The sequence below is a fragment of the Halomonas sp. GD1P12 genome (assembly GCF_025725645.1).
In the GTDB taxonomy this organism is placed as follows: Bacteria; Pseudomonadota; Gammaproteobacteria; order Pseudomonadales; family Halomonadaceae; genus Vreelandella.
In genome coordinates this window covers 2,922,771-2,942,533 of the sequence record NZ_CP107007.1, presented here as the reverse complement: position 1 = coordinate 2,942,533, position 19,763 = coordinate 2,922,771, and the positions used below count along the sequence as shown (strand labels likewise).

The window sequence follows — 19,763 nt, the reverse complement described above, 5'->3', positions numbered from 1 at the left end:
GGACGGATCACTCTCCTAGAGTAAAGCGGGCAACGTTATTGGCACCGGCGCGCTGAGCGAGATCGACGGATTCGCCCATGTAGTCAAGCGTCACGCCGGTCGCGTTACCAATGGTGAGTCGAAAAGGCGGCTCGCCTTCAACCGTTGCCGTGGTGCCCGGCGTTTGCAGGCCCACGAACACGCGCTGGTTGTTGGCATCGAAAATTTCGGTCCAGGACTGCTCGGCGAAGCTCAGCTCGAGGGTATTGGCATCGCCCTGGTTTTGCGCCTCGACCAGCGCAAGCGCGGCGTCGATGGCGGTCTCGGAAAGTTCTACCGGCTCGGGCTCGGCGGCGGCCTCCAGCGCGGCGCTGTCGTTGACGTCGGTGCCACCGGCCTGGCCGGTGGCCGCATCAGAGGGGGCCGGGGCGGAGACCGGCGTATCGGGCAGCGCTGCGTTCTGATTGGCGGCGTCGAGCTGGCTCTGCTCTTCGGCGGAGGGGGCCGCTCCCATACTCGGCGGCTCGCTGCCGCCGCGGCTTTGCCACCACATCACCGTCACGCCGATCAACCCGGCGATCACCAATAGCGTGACCAGCTTGAAAAGCCAGGCGCCGACGCGCGAAGGCGGGCGCGAGGTCGTGACCGGCGCCACCTTGCGCTCGGCCTCGGCAGTGCCAAAGCGTGCCTTGTAAGCGTCGAGCACCAGGTGTTCGTCCATGCCCAGATACTTGGCGTAGGCGCGCAGATAGCCGCGGCGATAAGCGGCCACGGGAATTTCGTCGTACTGGTCGCGCTCCAGGCCTTCGACCACGGCCGGGCGCAAATTGAGCGCCCGGGCGGCGTCGGAGAGCGCCACGCCGAGCTGTTCACGCTGACGGCTCAAGAGCTCGCCGGGTGAGGCGGTGGTGGTCGCGGTATTCTCGTGTAAATGCATGTCGCTCATGGCTGAGCATCCTTCAATAATTAGGTGATCAGGGGGCGCTTGCGGCCATCGACTGACGCTGATACTCGGCGGCGGCCTGTTCGTCGCCCCGAGCGCGGGCAACAGAGGCGGCCAACGTCAGTGCCTGCCGGTCCGGGCCTGCCAGCTGCAGATAACTTTGCAGCGGCGCCCAGGCGCGCTCGAAATTGCCCTGAGAAACTTCCAGTTCGGCTAACATCAAATACCCGCGCGGACTCCGCGGGTCGATACTCTGGGCGCGCACGAAGCGCTCGCGCGCGCGGCTGACATCGTCGAGCGCCATGTAGCACTGCCCCAGGTTGGTGAAAAGCTGGGCGCGGTTGGCGTACTGGGCATCGGTCGATGCGATTTCCAGCTGTTCGCAGGCCTGACGGTACTGGCCCTGCTGATACAAGAACGCCGCGTAGTTGTTACGCGCGCGAGTAAAGGAGGGGGCGGCGCTGACGGCCTCTTCAAAATAGCGGGTGGCCAGCTGAGTTTCGCCCTGCTGCTGATACACAAGCGCCATGCCTTGAAGCGCCTCGGCGTGGCGGGGGTCGATTTCGATGGCGCGGTCGAGCGCGTTGAGCGCCCGGGACAGGTTGCCGCGCTCCAGATAGGCCACGCCCAGCTGGCTGTAAGCGTCGGCGGCGTCCTGACCGGTTTGCGACGAGGGGCTGGGGCCTTGCGTGGCGCACCCGGCGAGTATCATGCTGCCCATTATAATGGACAGCGCCGGTACTCGAAGGAAGGTGGTGCGCCTACCGTAGCCAATCATGGTCGCCCTCGTGAGTGAATATTAACCCGCCGCCATGGGCGCCGGTCCTTGATAAAACGGCGGCTTTCGCCGGGCCCGGGCAGTAATTGCGTCATTATGCCGGGTTAAAACAGGGTTCATCAAAGCGCTGTGTGAAACGGAAGTCAAGGCGCGTTAGTCGGCGTCGAGCTGGACCGACTGAATGTAGCGTGCGCTGCGCTTGGTGCGGTCTTTCACGCGACCCACCAGCTGCCCACAGGCGGCATCGATGTCGTCGCCGCGGGTCATGCGCACGGTGGCGTTGTAGCCAAGATCATAAAGCCACTGCTGAAAGCGCATGACCTGGTTACGAGACGGCTTCTCGTAGCCGGAATTCGGGAACGGATTGAACGGGATCAGGTTGATCTTGCAAGCGAGCTCTTTCAAAAGCGCGGCGAGCTGCTCGGCGTGCTCCTGCTGATCGTTCACATCCTTGATCAGGGTGTACTCAATGGTGACCTGCCGGTTCTCCGGGCACTTAGCGAGATACCGATGGCAGGCGTCCAGAAGCGAGCGGATGTTGTACTTGCGGTTGATCGGCACCAGTTCGTTTCGAAGCTCGTCGGTCGCTGCGTGCAGCGAAATCGCCAGGCTTACGTCGATCTCGTCGCCGAGTTTGTCGAGCATCGGGACCACGCCGGAGGTCGAGAGCGTCACCCGGCGCTTGGAAAGCCCGTAGCCGCTGTCGTCGAGCATCAGCTTCATCGCCGGCACGACGTTGTCGAAGTTTAAAAGCGGCTCGCCCATGCCCATCATGACCACGTTGGTCACCGGACGATTGGCGGTATCGCGGCGCGGGCCGACGCTTCTTTGCGCGACCCACACCTGGCCGATGATCTCGGCGGCGGTGAGGTTGCGCTGAAAGCCCTGCTTGCCCGTGGAGCAGAAGCTGCAGTCCAGCGAACAGCCCACCTGCGACGACACGCAGAGCGTGCGCCGCTTGCCGTTTTCCGCCGGGATCAAGACCGTTTCCACGTAGCTGCCGTCTTCCACCTCGAGTACCCACTTGCGGGTACCGTCCGAGGAGGTGCCTTCGTAGACCACCGCCGGCCCGCGGATTTCCGCCACCTTGGCGAGCTTTTCACGCAGCGCCTTGGAGAGGTTGGTCATCGCGGAAAAGTCATCGATGCCTTCCTGGTGAATCCACTTCATCAACTGGGCGGCGCGAAATTTCTTCTCGCCGATGGAGAGGAAAAACGCCTCCATCTGCGCGCGCGAAAGCCCCAGCAGGTTTTCCCGTGCCGGGGCGGTCGAGTCGCTTGGCGTGGATTGAGTGGCGGCGTTCGCCTCGGGCGTGTGTTGGGCTACGGTGGTGGTCATGGCTCAGCGCTTGGAAAGGGCGGGGGCGAGCCCCCGCGAAAATGGCCAGCAACGCGGTTCGAGTCGGCGCTCTTAGCGCGGGCAGATCTCGTCGTTGCCGAAGAAGTAGGCGATCTCGCGCTCGGCACTCTCGGCAGAGTCGGAGCCGTGAACGGCGTTGGCATCGATGGTTTCAGCGAAATCGGCGCGGATGGTGCCGGCTTCGGCTTCTTTCGGGTTGGTCGCGCCCATCAGGTCACGGTTTTTGGCGATCGCGCCTTCACCTTCGAGTACCTGTACCACGACCGGCCCGGAGGTCATGAAGCCGACCAGATCCTTGAAGAACGGGCGCTCCTTGTGCTCGGCGTAGAAACCGCCGGCTTTCTCCTCACTAAGGTGCTGCATTTTGGCGGCTACGACCTTGAGGCCGGCCTTTTCGAAACGGGCGATGATCTCGCCGATCGCGTTCTTGGCAACGGCGTCGGGCTTGATGATGGACAGAGTGCGTTCAGTCGCCATGGTGTAACTCCTTTGGGGGTCTAAAACAGAAAGTGCCGCTTCTTGCGAAGCGGCGCACAAGGTGATCAAAAGCCGGTACGGCGCCCGCCCGGCAAAGTGGGCGCGATTATAGCGCCTCCCACCGGGGATGAATACCGATTCGGCTAAACGGTGAAGCTCTCGCCGCAGCCGCACTCGTCCTTGACGTTGGGGTTGTTGAAGCGAAAGTAGCGATTGAGCCCTTCGCTGACGTAATCGACTTCGCTGCCGTTGAGCATCGCAAGCGCTTCAGGGTCGACGAACACGCAGGCACCGTGCTCTTCAAAACGGACTTCGTCCGCTTTCGCTTCATCGGCGAAGTCCAGCACGTAGCTGTAGCCCGAGCAGCCGCTGGGCTTGACGGCGACGCGAAGGCCAAGCCCCTGACCACGCTCGTCCAGCACGTGACGGATCTGTTTGGCGGCGTTGGGCGTAATCGTGAGGGTTGCCATTGGCATGCTCCTTGAAAGTGTCGGTCTTGAGTAGAGCCGTCCGATGAAGATCAGTTCGAGGCTTGCGGGGTGCGAAGCCCGCCAAGCGCGTGACGCATCAGACCGAGCGCGTGATCGATATCGTGTTCGGTGGTAAAGCGCCCAAAGCTAAAACGCAGCGACGAGTGGGCCAGCGCCCGCGGCACGCCAATATTCAGCAGCACATAAGAGGGCTCTACACTTGCCGAGTTGCACGCCGAACCCGTCGATACCGCCACATCGCGCAGCGCCATTAACAGCGCCTCGCCGTCCACGCCTTCGAACGCCACGTTGACGATGCTCGCCACGCTATGTTTGGTTGGCGAGTTGACGTGCACGCCGCCGATATCGGCAAGCCCGGCCATGAAGCGCGCCTTGAGCGCGTCGATATGGGCGCGGTCAGCCTCGCCGACCTCGTTCATCAGCGCAAACGCCTCGCCCATGCCCGCAATCTGATGAGTGGGGAGGGTGCCGGAGCGCATGCCGCGTTCGTGGCCGCCGCCGTGAATCAAGGCTTCGACACGAATATCCGGGTGGCGTTTCACATAAAGCGCGCCGATTCCCTTCGGCCCGTAGGCCTTGTGCGCCGATAGCGACATCAAATCCACCTGCTGGGCGGCCACGTCAAGCTCGATTCGCCCCACCGCCTGAGCGGCGTCGGTGTGAAACGCCGCGCCGAAGCCGTGGGCGGTGTCAGCCAGCGCCTTGAGGTCGTTGACGGTGCCAAGCTCGTTGTTGACCGCCATCAACGATACCAGCGTGGTGTCGTCGCGAAGCGCGCTTTCAAGCTGCTCGGGGGTAACGCGGCCATCCGGCCCCGGCGTGAGCCAGGTGACCTCGAAACCCTCGCTTTCGAGCGCTCTGGCGGTATCCACCACTGCCTTGTGCTCGATGGTGGAGGTCACCAGGTGCATGCCGCGTTCGCGATTGGCGCGCATGAAGCCGGTCAGCGCCAGGTTGTCGGCTTCGGTAGCGCCGCTGGTCCAGACGATTTCCCGCGGGTCGGCGTTGATCGCATCGGCGACCTGGCGGCGCGCCTGCTCGACGGCCTGCTCTGCCTGCCAGCCAAGCATGTGGCTACGCGAGGCCGGGTTGGCGAACAGCTGATCCACCGTCAGATAGCGCTGCATGACCGCGGCCACGCGCTCGTCCACCGGCGTGGTGGCGGCGTAGTCCAGATAAACGGGGAGCGGGGGAGCGGAGGTTGTCGGCATGGTGTCCAGCGGCTCATCAAATGGTAAAAGGGCGGTCATTGCGACGAGGCGAGAATGCTCGCATCGACGCGGTGGCGCTGACGGGTGGCCGTTTGCAGCACGTCCGGGCGCCTGGCGAGCTTTGCCAGAGTGACGTCATCGAGAAACTGACGAATCTGGTTGGAGAGCTCGCACCATAGATAGTGAGTTAAGCAGATATCGCCCTGTTGGCAATCCGACATGCCCTGGCAGCGCGTAGCGTCGACACGCTCGTCGACTGCATCGATCACCTGAGACACGCTGATGTCGTCGAGCCCGCGGGCCAGCAGGTAGCCACCGCCGGGGCCACGTACGCTCTTGACCAGCCCCGCCCGGCGCAGCCTGGCAAAGAGCTGCTCGAGATAGGAAAGCGAAATTTCCTGACGTTTGGAAATATCGTTCAAACACGTCGGGCCCTGCTCGGCGTGCAGCGCCAGATCGAGCATCGCCGTCACGGCGTAACGGCCTTTGGTGGTCAAACGCATAGGGTATCCCGGTGCTGGTCATGAGCGCACGGACGAAAGTGTGGGACCATTATGGGAAATCCCGAGTACTTTGGTCAACTATTGTGGCGCGCATGGCCCGCGCCGCCTGGCGCGGTCGGATCAACGGGCGGTCGAGTCAGTGCCGGGGCGTTTCGCTCTCTGGACTGTTCGAACGTGCGCGCGTATGGGCGGCGTCGACGCTTTCACAGCCCGGGGTGGGCTCGTCGAGCACGTCGGCGAAGTCGTCGCTGTTGAGTTCGGGGAGCTTTCCCTCGCGGTAGCCGGCATCGAGCTTTTTGAGGGTGGCGCACATGCGCTCCAGGCGTCCGTCGACGGCGTGCATGTGATCGAGCATCGCCTGCATCGAGCGGGCGACGGGGTCGGGCATGTCCTGGCTCACGCCATAAGCATCGAAGCCGAATTTCTGGCAGATCGCCTCGCGCCGGGCCGGGTCGACCTCGAGTGCCGCTTCGACGTCCGGGTCCGGGCGCTGGACGACCTTGCCGGGAATGCCTACGACCGTGGCGCCGGCGGGCACCTCCTTGGTGACCACCGCGTTGGAGCCCACCTTCGCCCCGGCGCCGACGGTGAACGGGCCCAGAATTTTCGCACCGGCCCCGACGATCACGCCGTCGCCCAGGGTCGGGTGGCGCTTGCCCTTGTTCCAGCTGGTGCCGCCCAGGGTTACACCCTGATACAGAGTGACGTTATCGCCGACCGTGGCCGTCTCGCCGATCACCACGCCCATGCCGTGGTCGATGAAAAAGCGCCGCCCGATGGTCGCCCCCGGATGAATCTCGATACCGGTGAGCCAGCGCCCGAAGGTCGAAATGCTGCGCGCCAACCACTTGAGGTTCTTCTTCCAGAGCCAGTGGGCGCCACGGTGTAGCAGCAGCGCGTGAAGCCCTGGGTAGTTGGTCAGCACTTCGAGGAAGTTGCGCGCCGCCGGGTCGCGGTCGAACACGCTGTTAATATCTTCACGCAAACGTTCAAACATGTAGGGTCCTTCGTCCTGGCGACGGCGCGGCGCTTCGAGCTCTAACGTAGCCGCATTCGAATTCGAGTCTGACAGGTAGTTTAGCGCGCCTTGTCAGCGGCCGCTTTTTCTGTCGCGGTGAGCACGCCGCGCAGGATGCCCATCTCCATCTTCTCGACCCGGGCGCGCAGGTAGAGCCTTCGAAGCCTGGCCATCAGCTGGCGCGGCTTGGCCGGGTCGTGAAAGTCGATTGCGATCAGCGTGCGCTCCAGGTGCTCGAAGTAGCGCTCGAGCTCCTCGTGGGTGGCGAGCTCGGTCTCGGTATCCAGCTCAGCCTCATTCTGGGGGCAGGCGCTTGGCTTGCCGTCGAGCCAGGCCAGGCGGCACTCGTAGGCCACGACCTGCACCGCCGCCGCCAGGTTCAGCGAGCTGAACTCCGCGTTGGTGGGAATGTGCACGTGGGCGTGGCAGCGCTGAAGCTCGGCGTTGGTCAGCCCGCTATCCTCGCGGCCGAATACCAGCGCCACGCGGGCGTTGTCGGCCCGGCACTCGCCCGAAAGCCGGCCACCGAGCTCACGCGGGGTGAGCATCGGCCAGGGGAGGGTGCGCGAGCGGGCGCTGGCGCCTACGGCCAGAGTGGCATCCGCCACTGCCTCTTCCAGCGTCTCGACCACCTGGGCGCTGTGCAGCAGGTGATCCGCGCCGGAGGCGCGCGAAATGCTCTCCTGAGTGATCACTTCGCAGCGCGGCGCGACCAGACGTAAATCTGCCAGGCCCATGTTGTGCATGGCGCGGGCCACGGCGCCAATGTTGCCAGGATGACTGGTGCCGATAAGAACGATGCGAATGCGCTCAAGCATGAAAAGGCTCGGTAATGATGAAAACGCGCAGTTTAGCATGAGTCGATAGCAAGCCCGAGGGGGCTCTGTTAGAATTGCGCGCCAAAGGTTCGCCCACCCCCATCCTTACCTGGAATCGTTACCTGGTTTTATCCGGGCGGCCCAACGTTCTTTAACATCACTGTGACAAGGTTTGATCATGAATCCGATGGTCCAGTTTGCGCTGCGCGCCGCGCGTGGCGCCGCCGAACAATTCTTACGCGTTCGCGAACGTATCGAAAACGCCCACGAGGAATCCAGCCTCGAGCGCCTGTTGGAAGATACCGCGCGCAAGGCCGAAGCCACGATCGTGCACCAGCTCGAGCGCGGCTATCCGCAGCACGGCGTGACCGGTCGCTACACCGCGCATAAAGCGGGCGAAGGCGACGGCGCCGAGACCCTCTGGAAGATTGAACCGCTTCACGGCTACTCCAACGTATCCGTGGCGGGTAAAGGCTTTGCACTCACAGTGGTGTGTCTGATCAAGGGGCGGCCCGAGCACGCCGTCATCATCGCCCCGTTTGGCGACGACGAGTACATCGTCAGCCGCGGCAGCGGCGCCCAGCACAACGACAAGCGCATGCGCGTGAGCAAGTCCACCGCGCTCCCCGGTACCCGCATGGCGATGAGCCTGCCGCCGTCCTGGCTGCGCGAAGCGCACCTGCCGGCGTACCTGAGCGTGGCGCAGCACATCGCCCCGCAAACCGACACCCTGATCGCCACCGGCAGCGGCCTTTTGGATATTTGCGAGCTCGCCTGCGGGCGCGTCGACAGCGCTTTCGTGCTGGGGCTCGAAGAGCAGGACCTGCAGGTCGGCACGCTGCTTCTGAAAGAAGCGGGCGCACTGGTCGGCACCCTGCAGGGCCAGCCCGCGATCAAGCCCGAAGGCCAGCTGATGGCCGCCGGCCCGCGCCTTTACAAGGCGCTGATCAAGCAGCTGGCGCCGCACGTTTGAAGAATGATGAGTCATTGGTGAGTCGCGAATAGTAAGTGGCGAACAAAAAAAGCCCCTGCCGGTTACCCGGCAGGGGCTTTTTTGTGACTCGAAAGCCCGTGGTTGAAAAGCGCCTTACGGCAGCTCCTCTTCCTCTTCGTCGAGTGCCTTCTTCGTCGGGATCAGATCCTCGCGCGAGAGCTTCAGCGGCAGCAGCAGCGCTCCGGAAATATAGATCGAGGAGAAGGTGCCCACGCCGATGCCGACCAGCAGCGCAATGGCGAAGTTCTGGATCATGTCGCCGCCGAGCACCAGCAGCGCCAGTAGCACGAGAATGGTCGTGCCGGAGGTCGCCAGCGTCCTGGAGAGCGTGGCGTTGATCGCTTCGTTGAAGATTTGCGGCATGTCGTCGATGCGCGAGGTGCGAATCGACTCGCGGATACGGTCGTACACCACGATCGTATCGTTGAGCGAGTAGCCGATGACCGCCAGGATCGCCGCCAGCACCGTCAAATCGAAGTCGAGCTGGAACAGCGCGAACACGCCGACCACGATGATGACGTCGTGAATCAGCGCCAAAAGCGCCCCGATGGCGAACTTGTACTGAAAGCGCAGCGCCACATACAGCATCACCACGCCGAGCGCGACCATCAGGCCCATGCCGCTTTGATCACGCAGCTGATCGCCCACCTGGGCGCCGACGAACTCGGCGCGGACCAGATCGACGCTGTCACCGCTTTCACGCAGTAGATTGACGACATTGGTACCTACGTCCGGATCAAACGCCTGCTGCAGGCGAATCAGCACCTCGGTGGAGGCGCCGAAGGTTTGCACCGAGACGTCCTGGAAGCCGCTATTTTCCAGCAGCTGGCGCACGGCGTCGAGCGAGGGCGCCGCGCCGTAGCGTACTTCGATCAGCGTGCCGCCGGTGAAGTCCAGGCCAAGGTTGAGCGAGAACGCGGCAATGGCGACGATCGACACGACCAGCATGACGGCGGAGGCGATGAACGCCAGGTTCCGCCGGCCCATGAAGTCGATGTACAGATGTGATAGGGGTTTCATGACCACCTCTTGAAGTCGGGGCGAAGCGCGAGGGTCTGGAACATGGCGATCAGATCCATAGCTTTTTAACGGGCTTGCTGCCGTAGGTCAGGTTGACCATGGCGCGCGTCACCATCAGCGCGGTGAACATCGACGTCAAAATACCGATCGAGAGCGTCACGGCGAAGCCTTTCACCGGCCCGGTACCGATCGAGAACAGGATCACCGCCACCAGCAGGGTGGTGATGTTGGCATCGACGATCGAGGTGAAGGCGCGCTCGTAGCCGGCGTGAATGGCCTGCTGGATCGACAGCCCGTTCTTGAGTTCTTCGCGGATGCGCTCGAAGATCAGCACGTTGGCGTCCACCGCCATGCCAAGCGTGAGCACGATACCGGCAATGCCGGGAAGTGTGAGCGTGGCGCCCAGCATCGACATCACCGCGACCAGCAGCGTCAGGTTCAGCCCCAGCGCGACGGTGGCGAACACGCCGAAGACCTTGTAACGGGCGAGCATGAACAGCACGACCAGCAAAAGACCCAGCTGGACCGACAAAAGCCCGCGCTCGATGTTTTCGGCGCCAAGGCTTGGGCCGATGGTGCGCTCCTGCACGAAGTAGATGGGCGCGGCAAGCGAGCCCGAACGCAGCAGTAGCGCGAGTTCGCTCGCTTCGGTGGGCGAGTCGAGCCCGGTGATGCGGAAGCTGTTGCCCAGCGCGCTTTGAATGGTGGCCAGGCTGATCAGTCCGCGCTCGGTGTAGGGCTCACGCTCGATGGTCTGCTCGCCGGTTTCCGGGTCGGTGACCACCGTGTCTTCGCTCTTGTGCTCGATGAACAGGACCGCCATGTTGCGGCCAATGTTGGTGCGCGTGGCGCGGTTCATCAGCGTACCGCCGGTGCCGTCCAGGTTGATGTTGACCTGGGGGCGGCCGTTCTCATCGAAGCTGTTGCTCGCGCTCGACACGCTGTCGCCGGTAATGATCACATCGCGCATCAGCTGCGCGCTGCGGCCGTCGTTGTTACGAAACCCGAAGCTTTCGGTTTCCATCTCCGGCGTGTCGCCCCGCGCTTCCAGGCGGAACTCCAGGTTCGCGGTGGCGCCGACGATGCGCTTGGCGGCCACGGTGTCCTGAATGCCCGGCAGCTCCACCACGATCTGGTTCGGCCCCTGGCGCTGTACCATCGGCTCGGCGACACCCAGCTCGTTGACCCGGTTACGCAGCGTGGTCAGGTTCTGGTTGGTGGCGTAGTCCTGGATTTCGCTCACGACCTGGTCGCTGAGCGTCATGGCCAGGCTTGCCGAGCGGCCGCTGCCGTTGCTGGCGTAATCGAAGTCCGGAAACTCGCGGCTGATCAGCTGGCGGGCGTCGTCGCGGTCTTCCGAGCTTGCGAAATCGAGCGACAGGGTCTGGCCATCGATCTCGGTATTGCGATAGCGAATACGTTCGCCGCGCAGAAGCTCGCGCATGGCGCTGGCGTTGACTTCCAGGCGCTGGGTGATCGCCGCGTCCATGTCCACCTCCAAAAGGAAGTGCACGCCGCCGCGAAGGTCGAGCCCTAAAGTCATCGGCGAGGCGGAGAACGCCTGTAGCCAACCAGGGGTGGCATCGGCCAGGTTCAGCGCCACGGTGGCATCGCCGCCCAGCACTTCGGTTGCCGCGTCGCGCGCGTCGAGCTGGTCGTCGTCGCTTGCCAGGCGAATCAGCCACTGGCCGTTCTCCTGCTCGACGCCGGTGACGGCGATATCGCGCTCATCGAGGGCATCGCGTACGCGGGACACGTCGCGCTCGCTCAGGGCATCGCCCTGGGCGCTACTAATCTGAATGGCGGGATCGGCGGGAAATAAGTTGGGAAGCGAATAGATAAGGCCAACGATCAAAACGACCAGTATCAGCAGATACTTCCACAGGGGGTAACGGTTGAGCATGTAAGCCCTGCCTTCAATGACATACGGAATTGCCGTACGCGGGCAGCCCGCGTACGGCAACGTTTACCATCATCGACCATCTCACCCGTGCCGGGGTGGCTGGCACGTGTCGGCAGGGTGGGGCGCGAAGATTAGATGGACTTGATAGTGCCCTTGGGCAGTACCGCGGCCACGGCGTTTTTCTGCACGTTCACTTCGGTGCCTTCGGAGACTTCAAGGGTCAGGAATTCGTCGCTGACCTTGGTGACGCGACCGACCAGACCGCCGCCGATGACCACTTCATCGCCTTTATCCAGGCTTGTGACCAGCTGCTTGTGCTGCTTGGCGCGTTTGGCCTGCGGGCGCCACAACAGGAAGTAGAAAATCAGTACGAAACCGACCAGCATGACGATTTGGGCAATACCGCCGCCGCCGGCGGCACCTTCGGCATGCGCCGGCGAGATGAAGAAATCCAGCATCGAGCGAGCTCCTGGGTTAATGACGTTGAGGTTGATGGAAAATGGGATAAAACCACTCGCGCACGCGAGTGGCGATCAATCAGGTATCGCTGCTTTTTATCACTTGGCAAGCGGTGGCACGGGCAGGCCGCGCTGGGCATAAAAGCCTTCCACAAAGGCGGTCAATGTACCCGCTTCGATTGCCGCGCGCAAATCCGCCATGACCCGCTGATAAAAGCGCAGGTTATGGATCGTATTGAGCATCGAGCCGAGCATTTCATTGCAGCGATCCAGGTGATGTAGGTAGCTGCGCGAGAAATTCTGGCAGGTGTAGCAGTCGCACTCGTCATCGAGCGGTCGGGTGTCGTGGCGGTGCGTGGCGTTACGAATTTTGACGGTGCCGGTGGAGACGAACAGGTGGCCGTTTCGCGCGTTGCGGGTCGGCATCACGCAGTCGAACATGTCCACGCCCCGGCGCACGCCTTCGACCAAATCCTCGGGCTTGCCCACACCCATCAGATAGCGCGGCTTGTCATCCGGCATCCAGGTCGGCAGGTAGTCGAGCACCTTGATCATCTCTTCCTTGGGTTCGCCCACGGAAAGCCCGCCGATCGCCAAGCCATCGAAGCCGATCTCCATCAGCCCTTTCAGGGAGCGCTCGCGAAGCTCGGGGTGCATGCCGCCCTGGATGATGCCGAAAAGCGCCGAGGGTGAATCGCCGTGGGCGTCCCGGGAGCGTTTGGCCCAGCGAAGCGAGAGCTCCATGGATTTCTCGGCTTCCTCGAACGTCGCCGGGTAGGGCGTGCACTCGTCAAAGATCATCACCACATCGGAGCCCAGCGAGCGCTGCACCGCCATCGACTCTTCCGGGCCCATGAACACCTTGCTGCCATCTACTGGCGAGCGAAAATGTACGCCCTGTTCGGTGATCTTGCGCATCTCGCCAAGCGAAAAGACCTGGAAGCCGCCGGAGTCGGTGAGAATCGGCTTGTCCCACTGAGCGAAGTCGTGCAGGTCGCCGTGGGCCTCGATCACTTCCGTGCCCGGGCGCAGCCACAGGTGAAAGGTGTTGCCCAGAATGATCTCGGCACCGATCTCTTTCACCGATTCCGGCGTCATGCCCTTGACGGTGCCATAGGTGCCCACCGGCATGAAGGCCGGGGTTTCGACCGTGCCGCGGGGAAAGTGAAGGCGGCCGCGGCGCGCGCGGCCGTCCTCGGCTAGGCGCTCGAAGCGCATAAAGCATTCGTTTCGCATGTCTAGACTCGTATCTGAATTCGTTGGGGCGGCCGCGATCAGCGCGTCAGCAGCATGGCGTCGCCGTAGCTGAAGAAGGCGTAGCGTTCGCTGACCGCTTCCCGGTAGGCGCGCTGGATGTTGTCAAAACCCGCAAAGGCGGACACCAGCATCAAGAGCGTCGATTCCGGCAGGTGGAAGTTGGTGATGAGCGCGTCCACGCAACGCCATTCGTAGCCCGGGTAAATGAAGATGTCGGTATCGCCACTGTAAGGGGCGATCTGGCCGTCCGCACTTTTCTGACAAGCGCTCTCCAGACAGCGCACGCTGGTAGTGCCCACGGCGATCACACGCCGCCCTGCCTGTTGCGCGTCGCGCACCTTCTGGCAGGCCTCTTCACCCACCTCGATCCACTCGCTATGCATGTGGTGCTCGAGGATGTTGTCCACCCGCACCGGCTGGAAGGTGCCCGCGCCGACGTGCAGGGTGACGAAGGCGCTCTCCACGCCTTTCTCGGCGAGTGCGTCCAGCAGCGGTTGATCGAAGTGAAGCCCCGCCGTGGGTGCGGCCACCGCGCCGTCGCGGCGGGCGTAGACGGTCTGGTAGCGCTCACGGTCGGAAAGCTCGTCGTCGCGGGTGATGTAAGGCGGCAGCGGCATGTGGCCGTGCGCTTCCAGAAGCGCGATCATCGGCGTCTCGCCCAGAAAGCGCAGCTCAAAGAGCGCATCGCGCCGGCCTTCCACCACGGCGTGAATGCCGCCTTCGAAGATCAGCTCGGTGCCGGGTTTGGGCGACTTGCTCGAACGCAGGTGTGCAAGGCCCCGGTGGGTATCCAGCGGGCGCTCCAGCAGCATTTCCACTTTGCCGCCGCTGGCTTTCTGGCCGTGCAGGCGGGCGGGAATCACGCGGGTGTCGTTGAACACCAGCAGGTCGCCGGGCTCCAAAAGCGCGAGAAGATCGGTGAAGCGGCGATGGTCGATGGCGCCGTTTTGGCCGCTCAGGCACAGCAAACGGCAGTCGCTACGCTGCTCGGAGGGGTAGCGAGCGATCAGCTCTTCAGGTAGCTCGAAATGAAAGTCCGCGCGCTGCATTAAAGGGCTCTTGTGGGTGGTCGAACAGGCGCCCTAGGATAGCGCTTTCACACGATAAAGTCAGTCGATGCGATTGACCCGGCAGCGATTCTCCGTATAATGCCCAGCCATTGCCGGTGTGGCGGAATTGGTAGACGCAGCGGATTCAAAATCCGCCGCTGTAACAGGCGTGCCAGTTCGAGTCTGGCCACCGGTACCATCTTGTTAAAAAAGGCCTAGCGTTTTCGCTAGGCCTTTTTTATTGGCTTCTACTACCGGCTTTTGGAGCCGCTTGGGGGCGCTATGGACTACACGCTCGTCGGGTGGGTCTTCATCGCTGTAACCGGCATTATTCTGAATACGGTCTTTGCCAGAAAGAAAGGCTACCCGACTGTTTTGGGCATTTTAATCGGGATTCTCCTACCTCTCTGGGGGATTATCGTCATTGCGCTGATCCCTAATCGAAACAAGCGTGAAGACGGCACGTCGCCGCTTTCAGGCAAGGAGAGTGCACGCATTACGCTGGTGTCGTTGGTCATTGGCGCGCTACTGACCGTGCTGGTGGTTGGGCTCATTTACCTCGTGCTGTGGCTTGGGTTTCTTGCCAACTACTGAGGTTCATTGTGTTTTTTCAATCAACGAGACGGTTTTCATCACGTCGAGCAAGCATTTTTGCCGCGTATGTCGTAGTCTCGGGGCGTTCTTTATTTAATGCACGGAGAAACACCATGAGCGTGACCTACCACGACAGCAACGCCCGCATGAGCCAAATCGCCATTCACAACGGCACCGTTTATCTGGCAGGCCAGGTACCGGCCGACGCCACCGCCGATATGAAAGGCCAGACCGAGCAGGTGCTGTCGCGCATCGACGAGCTGCTGGAAAAAGCGGGTTCCTCGAAAGCGCACTTGATCTCCGCCCAGGTCTGGGTCACCGATATGGCCGAGTTCGATGCGATGAACGTCGCCTGGGAAGCCTGGATCGGTTCGAACAACCCGCCGGTGCGTGCCGCCCTTGAAGCCAAACTGGCCAAGCCCGAGTGGAAGGTCGAAATCATGGTCGTGGCGGCACTGGCCAACGGCTGATCCATCGCTCGTTTGATCCCCGCTTTAGAAAACCCCGGCGCCCGCCGGGGTTTTTCGTTGAGTGCGCCCATTATTGAGGTATGCGAAGAGTCGCTGTTTTTGGGTAAACTCCATGGGGCCACTGAGCGCAGTGGGGCGTGCGCGTAAGCGCAAGGCTCATGACTGACAACCCGAACGGAGAGGCGATATGCGAGTGATTTCGAGCGAGGAGGTGGCCCGTCACCTTGAATGGAGAGGCCTGATCGAACGACTCGAACGAACTTTCCTCAACGGCGTGGAGTCACCGCCGCGTCACCATCACGCCATGCATCGCCCCGACGGCGAAGCCACGATGCTCCTGATGCCCGCCTGGGAAGCCGCCGGCTACATCGGTGTGAAAATGGTGAACGTCTTTCCCCAGAACGCCGAGGCCGGCGTGCCGGCGATTTCCGGGCTTTATCTGCTCAGCGAAGGCAAACACGGCCAGCCCTTGGCGTGTATCGACGGCAGCGAACTGACCCGGCGTCGCACCGCGGCGGCGTCCGCGCTGGCGGCCCGCAAGCTCTCACTCGACACCGCCGAGACGCTGCTGGTCGTGGGCACCGGCAAGCTCGCCCCCATGGTGATCGAAGCCCACGCAAGCGTGCGGCCCATCAAACGGGTGCTGGTGTGGGGGCGAAACCCGAACAAGGCCGCCGCGATTGCCCGGGATTACGCCGACCGGTTCGAGACCCGCGCCGTCGAGGATTTGGCCGAGGCAGTGGCCGCGGCGGACATCGTCAGCTGCGTCACGCTCTCCACCCAGCCGTTGATCAAGGGCGAATGGCTCACGCCGGGCACTCACCTGGACTTGATCGGTGCCTTTCGCCCGCAGATGCGCGAAACCGATGCCGAGTGCCTGCGCCTGAGCGAGGTGTTCGTGGACACCTACGCCGGCGCGAAAGGCGAGGCGGGCGATATTCTGCAGGCCATCGACGAAGGGGCGTTTCGCTTTGATGACATTCAGGCCGATCTTTTGGAGGTGCTCAGCGGCGAGCATCCCGGGCGCTCCTCGCGTGAGGCGATCACGCTGTTCAAGTCCGTCGGCGCCTCCCTCGAGGATCTCGCCGCGGCGGTCGAGGTGTGGGAGACGCTGTCGGGTGCCGAGGCTTAGCCTGGGCGCTTACGATTGGCCGCGTTGGCTATTACATCGACGATGGGAACGTTAATCCAGGTCCCGGCGAACAACTTTAAAAGGGAGAAACGATGAGCCAAACCGGTTTTTACTGGCACGAGCGCTGCTTCTGGCACGACCAGGGCGCCATCGGCGTGTTTTCCGCCCCTGGCGAGTTCCTTCAGCCTCAACCCGCTTCAGAAAGCCCGGATAGCAAGCGGCGTCTCAAGAACATTCTCGAAGTCAGCGGGCTGATCGACGAACTTCACGTCGTCAAACCTGCCCCGGCGGCCCGTGAAGATCTCGAGCGGTTTCACAGCCGGCGCTATCTGGACGCGCTGCAAGCCGGTGATCAAGGCATGGGCGGAAATGGCGGCGACTGCGCCCCTTACACGCCGGGTAGCTGGGCGGCGGCGACTCAATCGGCGGGACTTGCCATCGCTGCTGTCGAGGCGGTTGCGACCGGTGCACTCGATAACGCCTACGCCCTTTGCCGCCCGCCGGGCCATCACGCCGAAGCTGACCAGGGCCGCGGCTTCTGCCTGCTGGGCAATATTCCGGTGGCGGTCATGCGCGCGCGTGCGCTGGGTCAAATCAAACGGGTCGCGATTCTCGACTGGGACGTGCACCACGGCAATGGCCAGCAGTCTGCGTTCTATGAAGAGCCCGACGTGCTCACCGTCTCGATCCACCAGGCGGCCAACTACCCGCTTGATAGCGGTGGTTTCGACGAGCAGGGCGAAGGCGAGGGCCTGGGCGCCAATCTCAACCTGCCCCTGCCGCCCGGGTGCGGTATTGGGGCCTACGAGTATGCGTTCGAGCGCTTGGTACTGCCGGCTATCGAGGCCTTCGCGCCGGAGATGATCGTTGTCGCCTGCGGATATGATGCCTGCGCCAAGGACCCGCTGGGCAAGATGCTGCTCAACAGCCAGGCCTTTGCCGATATGACGTCAAGGCTCAAGGCTTTGGCCGAGCGCTGCTGCCAGGGCCGGCTCGTGCTGGTTCATGAAGGTGGCTACTCGGAAGGATACGCACCGCTTTGTGGCCACGCCACGCTGCAGGCCTTGGCGGGTAGCCATACTGCCGTACCCGACCCGCAAAACGACGAGATCGCCGCTTGGGGTTACCAGGCATTACAGCCGCATCAGTGCGCGCTGATCGACCATTGGCAAACGGAGTGGGAGCGCAACCACCGATGACACCGCTATACGACCGTGACGGCTGGATCTGGCAGGATGGTGAATGGCTTGAATGGCGAGCCGCGAAAATGCACTTGCTCACCCATACCATGCACTATGGCATGGGCTGCTTCGAAGGCGTGCGCGCCTACGACGGAGCGGGCGGGACGCATATCTTTCGGGCGGCGGAGCATACCAGGCGGCTGGTGGAAAGCGCCCACTCGCTGGATATTCCGCTGTCGTTCAGCGAAGAAGCGCTGATCGCAGCCCAGCGCGCTTGCCTGGCGCGAAACGCGCTAACGGATGCCTATCTCAAACCGACCGTGTTTCTCGGCGCCGAAGGTTTAGGGTTACGCGCTCAGGGGCTGCAAACGCATGTGATGATCGCCGCCTGGGATCTGGGGCCGTACATTTCGCCCCAGGCGGCCACGCACGGGCTTCGCGCGCTGACCTCCTCCTGGGCACGCCACCACGTCAACATTAGCCTGTGCCGCGCCAAGACCAGCGGCCACTACGTCAACTCGATACTGGCGCTGAATACCGCAGTGAAGGCGGGCTTCGACGAAACCATCATGCTCGACCCCGAAGGCTACGTGGCCGAAGCCTCGGCAGCCAACGTCTTTCTGCTGCGCGACGGCGTACTGCACACGCCCGAGGTGACCTCGTGCCTGCAGGGCATCACGCGGGACAGCGTGATTCAGTTGGCCCGCCAAGTGCTCGGGTTGGAGGTACGCGAGCGGCGCATCACCCGCGACGAACTCTACACCGCCGACGAGGCGTTCTTGACCGGCACCGCCGCGGAGATTTTGCCACTGCGCGAGCTCGATGGGCGTCATATCGGCACCCGCGCCGGCGCGCCGCCGGTCAGTGAACCGATCAGCCATGAGAGCGTGACTGCCCGGTTGCAGCAGTTGTATCGCCAAGCGGTACGCGGAGAGCTTGATGAGTTTAAGCACTGGCTGACGCCCGCCTAACGGCGGGCTCGGCTTGGGAGCGTCAGGCGGACGCGTTGATCGCCCGCTCCAGAATGGCCAGCCGCCCGGGTTTTAGCGCATCCGCCACGGCAGTCACCCGGAGCACGTGGCCGAGTGCCGGGTGCGCCGGGCGGGCGATCAGCCGGCCATCTTCGAGCAGCTCGCGGTTGACGCGCTCGGCCAGCTCGCTGCTGGCCAGCCGAATACCGATGAAATTAGTGGCACTTGGCAGCACATCGGCCCCCAGTGCGCGAAAATGCTCGGCGAGGCGCTCCCGGCGCGCTTTCACGTCACGAACGTGTTGATTGACCTCGTCCATGTTATCCAGCACCACTTCCGCTGCCGCTTGGGTGAACGCCGAGACCGCATAATGAATACGCACTTTCATCATCATGGCGAGCACGGCAGGGTCAGCAATGGCGTAGCCGATACGCAGCCCAGCCATTCCGTGGGCTTTCGATAGTGTGCGCAAACGAATGACGCCGGGAAGCGCCCGAGCGGCAAAGTCGCTGCCCGCATCGTCGCGAAAATCGCCATAGGCCTCGTCGAGCAGAAGCCAGCAGTGATCGGGCAGTGCTTCTCTTAGCTTCAAAATGGCGCTGTCGTCGTGCAGATAGCCGCTTGGGTTATCCGGATTGGCAAGATACACCAGCTGCGCGTTTTCCTGGTGCGCAGCTTCGGCCAATGCGTCGAGGTTCGGCGCGAGTACGCCGGGTGCTTCAAAGTAGGGCGGTTCCACCAGCCGGCAGCCCTGGCCTTTCGCAAAATAGCCAAAGGTGGGGTAGGTGCCCGCGGTGCTGATCACCGTGTCGCCGGCCATGCAGGTGGTTCGTAATGAAAGCGCGATCAGGCTGTCGGCACCGGCATCCACCAGCAGCTCGTCGAGCTTGATACCCTGCTGATCGCTAAGACGTTGGCGCACGCCCAGCGCTTCGGCATCGCCATAGCAGTAGGCGTGCTCGGTGGCGGCATCGCCGAAATGCTCACGCAGCGCCCGGTGAGGCATATCGAGCCCTTCATTGGAACCCAGTCGATGGGGGATTTCGCGGCCGATGCGTCTCTCCAGCACCTTGATGCCGGGGAACGGGTTAACCGGACCTTCGCCGGTCAGGTGATCGGGGTAGCGGGGCATAACGGTATCCTGAAAGTAATAACTG

At 62.9% G+C, this 19,763-nt stretch carries 21 protein-coding genes and 1 tRNA gene; 7 read left to right on the top strand and 15 right to left on the bottom strand.

Annotation, left to right across the window (positions count from 1 at the left end):
• Positions 1-7: 7 nt before the first annotated feature.
• From OCT39_RS13470 to trmJ, 9 genes are all read right to left on the bottom strand, one after another.
• Positions 8-925, bottom strand: coding sequence for a RodZ domain-containing protein (locus tag OCT39_RS13470; protein ID WP_263584971.1), 918 nt, complete (start codon positions 923-925; stop codon positions 8-10).
• Positions 926-953: 28 nt separating this feature from the next.
• Positions 954-1,700: a type IV pilus biogenesis/stability protein PilW gene (pilW, locus tag OCT39_RS13465; protein ID WP_263584970.1), complete on the bottom strand. Its 747-nt coding sequence runs from the start codon at positions 1,698-1,700 to the stop codon at positions 954-956.
• 153 nt (positions 1,701-1,853) lie between these two features.
• The gene (rlmN, locus tag OCT39_RS13460) at positions 1,854-3,038 is read right to left on the bottom strand and encodes a 23S rRNA (adenine(2503)-C(2))-methyltransferase RlmN (protein WP_263584969.1); all 1,185 of its coding nucleotides are present in this window, start codon (positions 3,036-3,038) and stop codon (positions 1,854-1,856) included.
• Between the two features lie 72 nt (positions 3,039-3,110).
• Positions 3,111-3,536, bottom strand: coding sequence for a nucleoside-diphosphate kinase (gene ndk / locus OCT39_RS13455; RefSeq protein WP_263584968.1), 426 nt, complete (start codon positions 3,534-3,536; stop codon positions 3,111-3,113).
• A 143-nt stretch (positions 3,537-3,679) separates the two neighbouring features.
• Positions 3,680-4,006 (bottom strand): HesB/IscA family protein, encoded by a 327-nt coding sequence (locus OCT39_RS13450; protein WP_263584967.1) that lies wholly within the window; start codon positions 4,004-4,006, stop codon positions 3,680-3,682.
• A gap of 50 nt (positions 4,007-4,056) precedes the next feature.
• Complete coding sequence (locus OCT39_RS13445; protein WP_263584966.1) at positions 4,057-5,238, bottom strand: aminotransferase class V-fold PLP-dependent enzyme; 1,182 nt, start codon at positions 5,236-5,238, stop codon at positions 4,057-4,059.
• A gap of 35 nt (positions 5,239-5,273) precedes the next feature.
• Positions 5,274-5,741: a Fe-S cluster assembly transcriptional regulator IscR gene (gene iscR / locus OCT39_RS13440; RefSeq protein ID WP_263584965.1), complete on the bottom strand. Its 468-nt coding sequence runs from the start codon at positions 5,739-5,741 to the stop codon at positions 5,274-5,276.
• Between the two features lie 136 nt (positions 5,742-5,877).
• Positions 5,878-6,738: a serine O-acetyltransferase gene (gene cysE / locus OCT39_RS13435; RefSeq protein WP_311960200.1), complete on the bottom strand. Its 861-nt coding sequence runs from the start codon at positions 6,736-6,738 to the stop codon at positions 5,878-5,880.
• A gap of 80 nt (positions 6,739-6,818) precedes the next feature.
• Positions 6,819-7,577 (bottom strand): tRNA (cytosine(32)/uridine(32)-2'-O)-methyltransferase TrmJ, encoded by a 759-nt coding sequence (gene trmJ / locus OCT39_RS13430; RefSeq protein WP_263584964.1) that lies wholly within the window; start codon positions 7,575-7,577, stop codon positions 6,819-6,821.
• Positions 7,578-7,755: 178 nt separating this feature from the next.
• Between trmJ and OCT39_RS13425 the strand changes: the two genes are divergently transcribed.
• Complete coding sequence (locus OCT39_RS13425; RefSeq protein WP_263584963.1) at positions 7,756-8,550, top strand: inositol monophosphatase family protein; 795 nt, start codon at positions 7,756-7,758, stop codon at positions 8,548-8,550.
• A gap of 114 nt (positions 8,551-8,664) precedes the next feature.
• On the opposite strand, the gene secF is transcribed toward OCT39_RS13425, so the two are convergent.
• From secF to queA, 5 genes are all read right to left on the bottom strand, one after another.
• Positions 8,665-9,591: a protein translocase subunit SecF gene (gene secF / locus OCT39_RS13420; RefSeq protein ID WP_263584962.1), complete on the bottom strand. Its 927-nt coding sequence runs from the start codon at positions 9,589-9,591 to the stop codon at positions 8,665-8,667.
• Positions 9,592-9,640: 49 nt separating this feature from the next.
• A complete protein-coding gene (secD, locus tag OCT39_RS13415; RefSeq protein WP_263584961.1) occupies positions 9,641-11,494 on the bottom strand; it encodes a protein translocase subunit SecD in 1,854 nt (617 codons plus the stop codon).
• Positions 11,495-11,625: 131 nt separating this feature from the next.
• The gene (gene yajC, locus OCT39_RS13410) at positions 11,626-11,952 is read right to left on the bottom strand and encodes a preprotein translocase subunit YajC (protein ID WP_252106781.1); all 327 of its coding nucleotides are present in this window, start codon (positions 11,950-11,952) and stop codon (positions 11,626-11,628) included.
• Between the two features lie 99 nt (positions 11,953-12,051).
• Positions 12,052-13,170: a tRNA guanosine(34) transglycosylase Tgt gene (tgt, locus tag OCT39_RS13405; protein ID WP_412031125.1), complete on the bottom strand. Its 1,119-nt coding sequence runs from the start codon at positions 13,168-13,170 to the stop codon at positions 12,052-12,054.
• Positions 13,171-13,226: 56 nt separating this feature from the next.
• A complete protein-coding gene (gene queA, locus OCT39_RS13400) occupies positions 13,227-14,258 on the bottom strand; it encodes a tRNA preQ1(34) S-adenosylmethionine ribosyltransferase-isomerase QueA (protein ID WP_263584959.1) in 1,032 nt (343 codons plus the stop codon).
• Positions 14,259-14,370: 112 nt separating this feature from the next.
• On the opposite strand from queA, the gene OCT39_RS13395 reads away from it, so the two are divergent.
• The 6 genes from OCT39_RS13395 to OCT39_RS13370 all read left to right on the top strand — a co-directional run bounded on the left by OCT39_RS13395 (position 14,371) and on the right by OCT39_RS13370 (position 18,606).
• Positions 14,371-14,457, top strand: a tRNA-Leu gene (locus OCT39_RS13395).
• A gap of 83 nt (positions 14,458-14,540) precedes the next feature.
• Positions 14,541-14,852, top strand: a complete 312-nt coding sequence (locus OCT39_RS13390) for a hypothetical protein (protein ID WP_263584958.1) — start codon at positions 14,541-14,543, stop codon at positions 14,850-14,852.
• 113 nt (positions 14,853-14,965) lie between these two features.
• Positions 14,966-15,322 (top strand): RidA family protein, encoded by a 357-nt coding sequence (locus OCT39_RS13385; protein ID WP_263584957.1) that lies wholly within the window; start codon positions 14,966-14,968, stop codon positions 15,320-15,322.
• A 187-nt stretch (positions 15,323-15,509) separates the two neighbouring features.
• A complete protein-coding gene (locus OCT39_RS13380; RefSeq protein ID WP_263584956.1) occupies positions 15,510-16,454 on the top strand; it encodes an ornithine cyclodeaminase family protein in 945 nt (314 codons plus the stop codon).
• A 92-nt stretch (positions 16,455-16,546) separates the two neighbouring features.
• The gene (locus OCT39_RS13375; protein WP_263584955.1) at positions 16,547-17,653 is read left to right on the top strand and encodes a class II histone deacetylase; all 1,107 of its coding nucleotides are present in this window, start codon (positions 16,547-16,549) and stop codon (positions 17,651-17,653) included.
• A complete protein-coding gene (locus OCT39_RS13370; protein WP_263584954.1) occupies positions 17,650-18,606 on the top strand; it encodes a branched-chain amino acid transaminase in 957 nt (318 codons plus the stop codon). The genes OCT39_RS13375 and OCT39_RS13370 overlap by 4 nt, the downstream gene beginning before the upstream one ends.
• A gap of 22 nt (positions 18,607-18,628) precedes the next feature.
• Here OCT39_RS13370 and OCT39_RS13365 read toward each other — a convergent pair whose 3' ends face one another.
• A complete protein-coding gene (locus tag OCT39_RS13365) occupies positions 18,629-19,738 on the bottom strand; it encodes a pyridoxal phosphate-dependent aminotransferase (RefSeq protein WP_263584953.1) in 1,110 nt (369 codons plus the stop codon).
• Positions 19,739-19,763 lie beyond the last annotated feature (25 nt).

What these genes read in the sequence shown, in the direction of transcription:
- cysE (WP_311960200.1), bottom strand. Translation starts at nt 6,738, where the DNA reads ATGTTTGAACGTTTGCGTGAAGATATTAACAGCGTGTTCGACCGCGAC.
- OCT39_RS13425 (WP_263584963.1), top strand. Translation starts at nt 7,756, where the DNA reads ATGAATCCGATGGTCCAGTTTGCGCTGCGCGCCGCGCGTGGCGCCGCC.
- tgt (WP_412031125.1), bottom strand. Translation starts at nt 13,170, where the DNA reads ATGCGCTTCGAGCGCCTAGCCGAGGACGGCCGCGCGCGCCGCGGCCGC.
- iscR (WP_263584965.1), bottom strand. Translation starts at nt 5,741, where the DNA reads ATGCGTTTGACCACCAAAGGCCGTTACGCCGTGACGGCGATGCTCGAT.
- yajC (WP_252106781.1), bottom strand. Translation starts at nt 11,952, where the DNA reads ATGCTGGATTTCTTCATCTCGCCGGCGCATGCCGAAGGTGCCGCCGGC.
- OCT39_RS13380 (WP_263584956.1), top strand. Translation starts at nt 15,510, where the DNA reads ATGCGAGTGATTTCGAGCGAGGAGGTGGCCCGTCACCTTGAATGGAGA.
- OCT39_RS13450 (WP_263584967.1), bottom strand. Translation starts at nt 4,006, where the DNA reads ATGGCAACCCTCACGATTACGCCCAACGCCGCCAAACAGATCCGTCAC.
- pilW (WP_263584970.1), bottom strand. Translation starts at nt 1,700, where the DNA reads ATGATTGGCTACGGTAGGCGCACCACCTTCCTTCGAGTACCGGCGCTG.
- OCT39_RS13445 (WP_263584966.1), bottom strand. Translation starts at nt 5,238, where the DNA reads ATGCCGACAACCTCCGCTCCCCCGCTCCCCGTTTATCTGGACTACGCC.
- secF (WP_263584962.1), bottom strand. Translation starts at nt 9,591, where the DNA reads ATGAAACCCCTATCACATCTGTACATCGACTTCATGGGCCGGCGGAAC.
- OCT39_RS13370 (WP_263584954.1), top strand. Translation starts at nt 17,650, where the DNA reads ATGACACCGCTATACGACCGTGACGGCTGGATCTGGCAGGATGGTGAA.
- OCT39_RS13375 (WP_263584955.1), top strand. Translation starts at nt 16,547, where the DNA reads ATGAGCCAAACCGGTTTTTACTGGCACGAGCGCTGCTTCTGGCACGAC.
- trmJ (WP_263584964.1), bottom strand. Translation starts at nt 7,577, where the DNA reads ATGCTTGAGCGCATTCGCATCGTTCTTATCGGCACCAGTCATCCTGGC.
- rlmN (WP_263584969.1), bottom strand. Translation starts at nt 3,038, where the DNA reads ATGACCACCACCGTAGCCCAACACACGCCCGAGGCGAACGCCGCCACT.
- OCT39_RS13385 (WP_263584957.1), top strand. Translation starts at nt 14,966, where the DNA reads ATGAGCGTGACCTACCACGACAGCAACGCCCGCATGAGCCAAATCGCC.
- ndk (WP_263584968.1), bottom strand. Translation starts at nt 3,536, where the DNA reads ATGGCGACTGAACGCACTCTGTCCATCATCAAGCCCGACGCCGTTGCC.
- secD (WP_263584961.1), bottom strand. Translation starts at nt 11,494, where the DNA reads ATGCTCAACCGTTACCCCCTGTGGAAGTATCTGCTGATACTGGTCGTT.
- OCT39_RS13470 (WP_263584971.1), bottom strand. Translation starts at nt 925, where the DNA reads ATGAGCGACATGCATTTACACGAGAATACCGCGACCACCACCGCCTCA.
- OCT39_RS13365 (WP_263584953.1), bottom strand. Translation starts at nt 19,738, where the DNA reads ATGCCCCGCTACCCCGATCACCTGACCGGCGAAGGTCCGGTTAACCCG.
- OCT39_RS13390 (WP_263584958.1), top strand. Translation starts at nt 14,541, where the DNA reads ATGGACTACACGCTCGTCGGGTGGGTCTTCATCGCTGTAACCGGCATT.
- queA (WP_263584959.1), bottom strand. Translation starts at nt 14,258, where the DNA reads ATGCAGCGCGCGGACTTTCATTTCGAGCTACCTGAAGAGCTGATCGCT.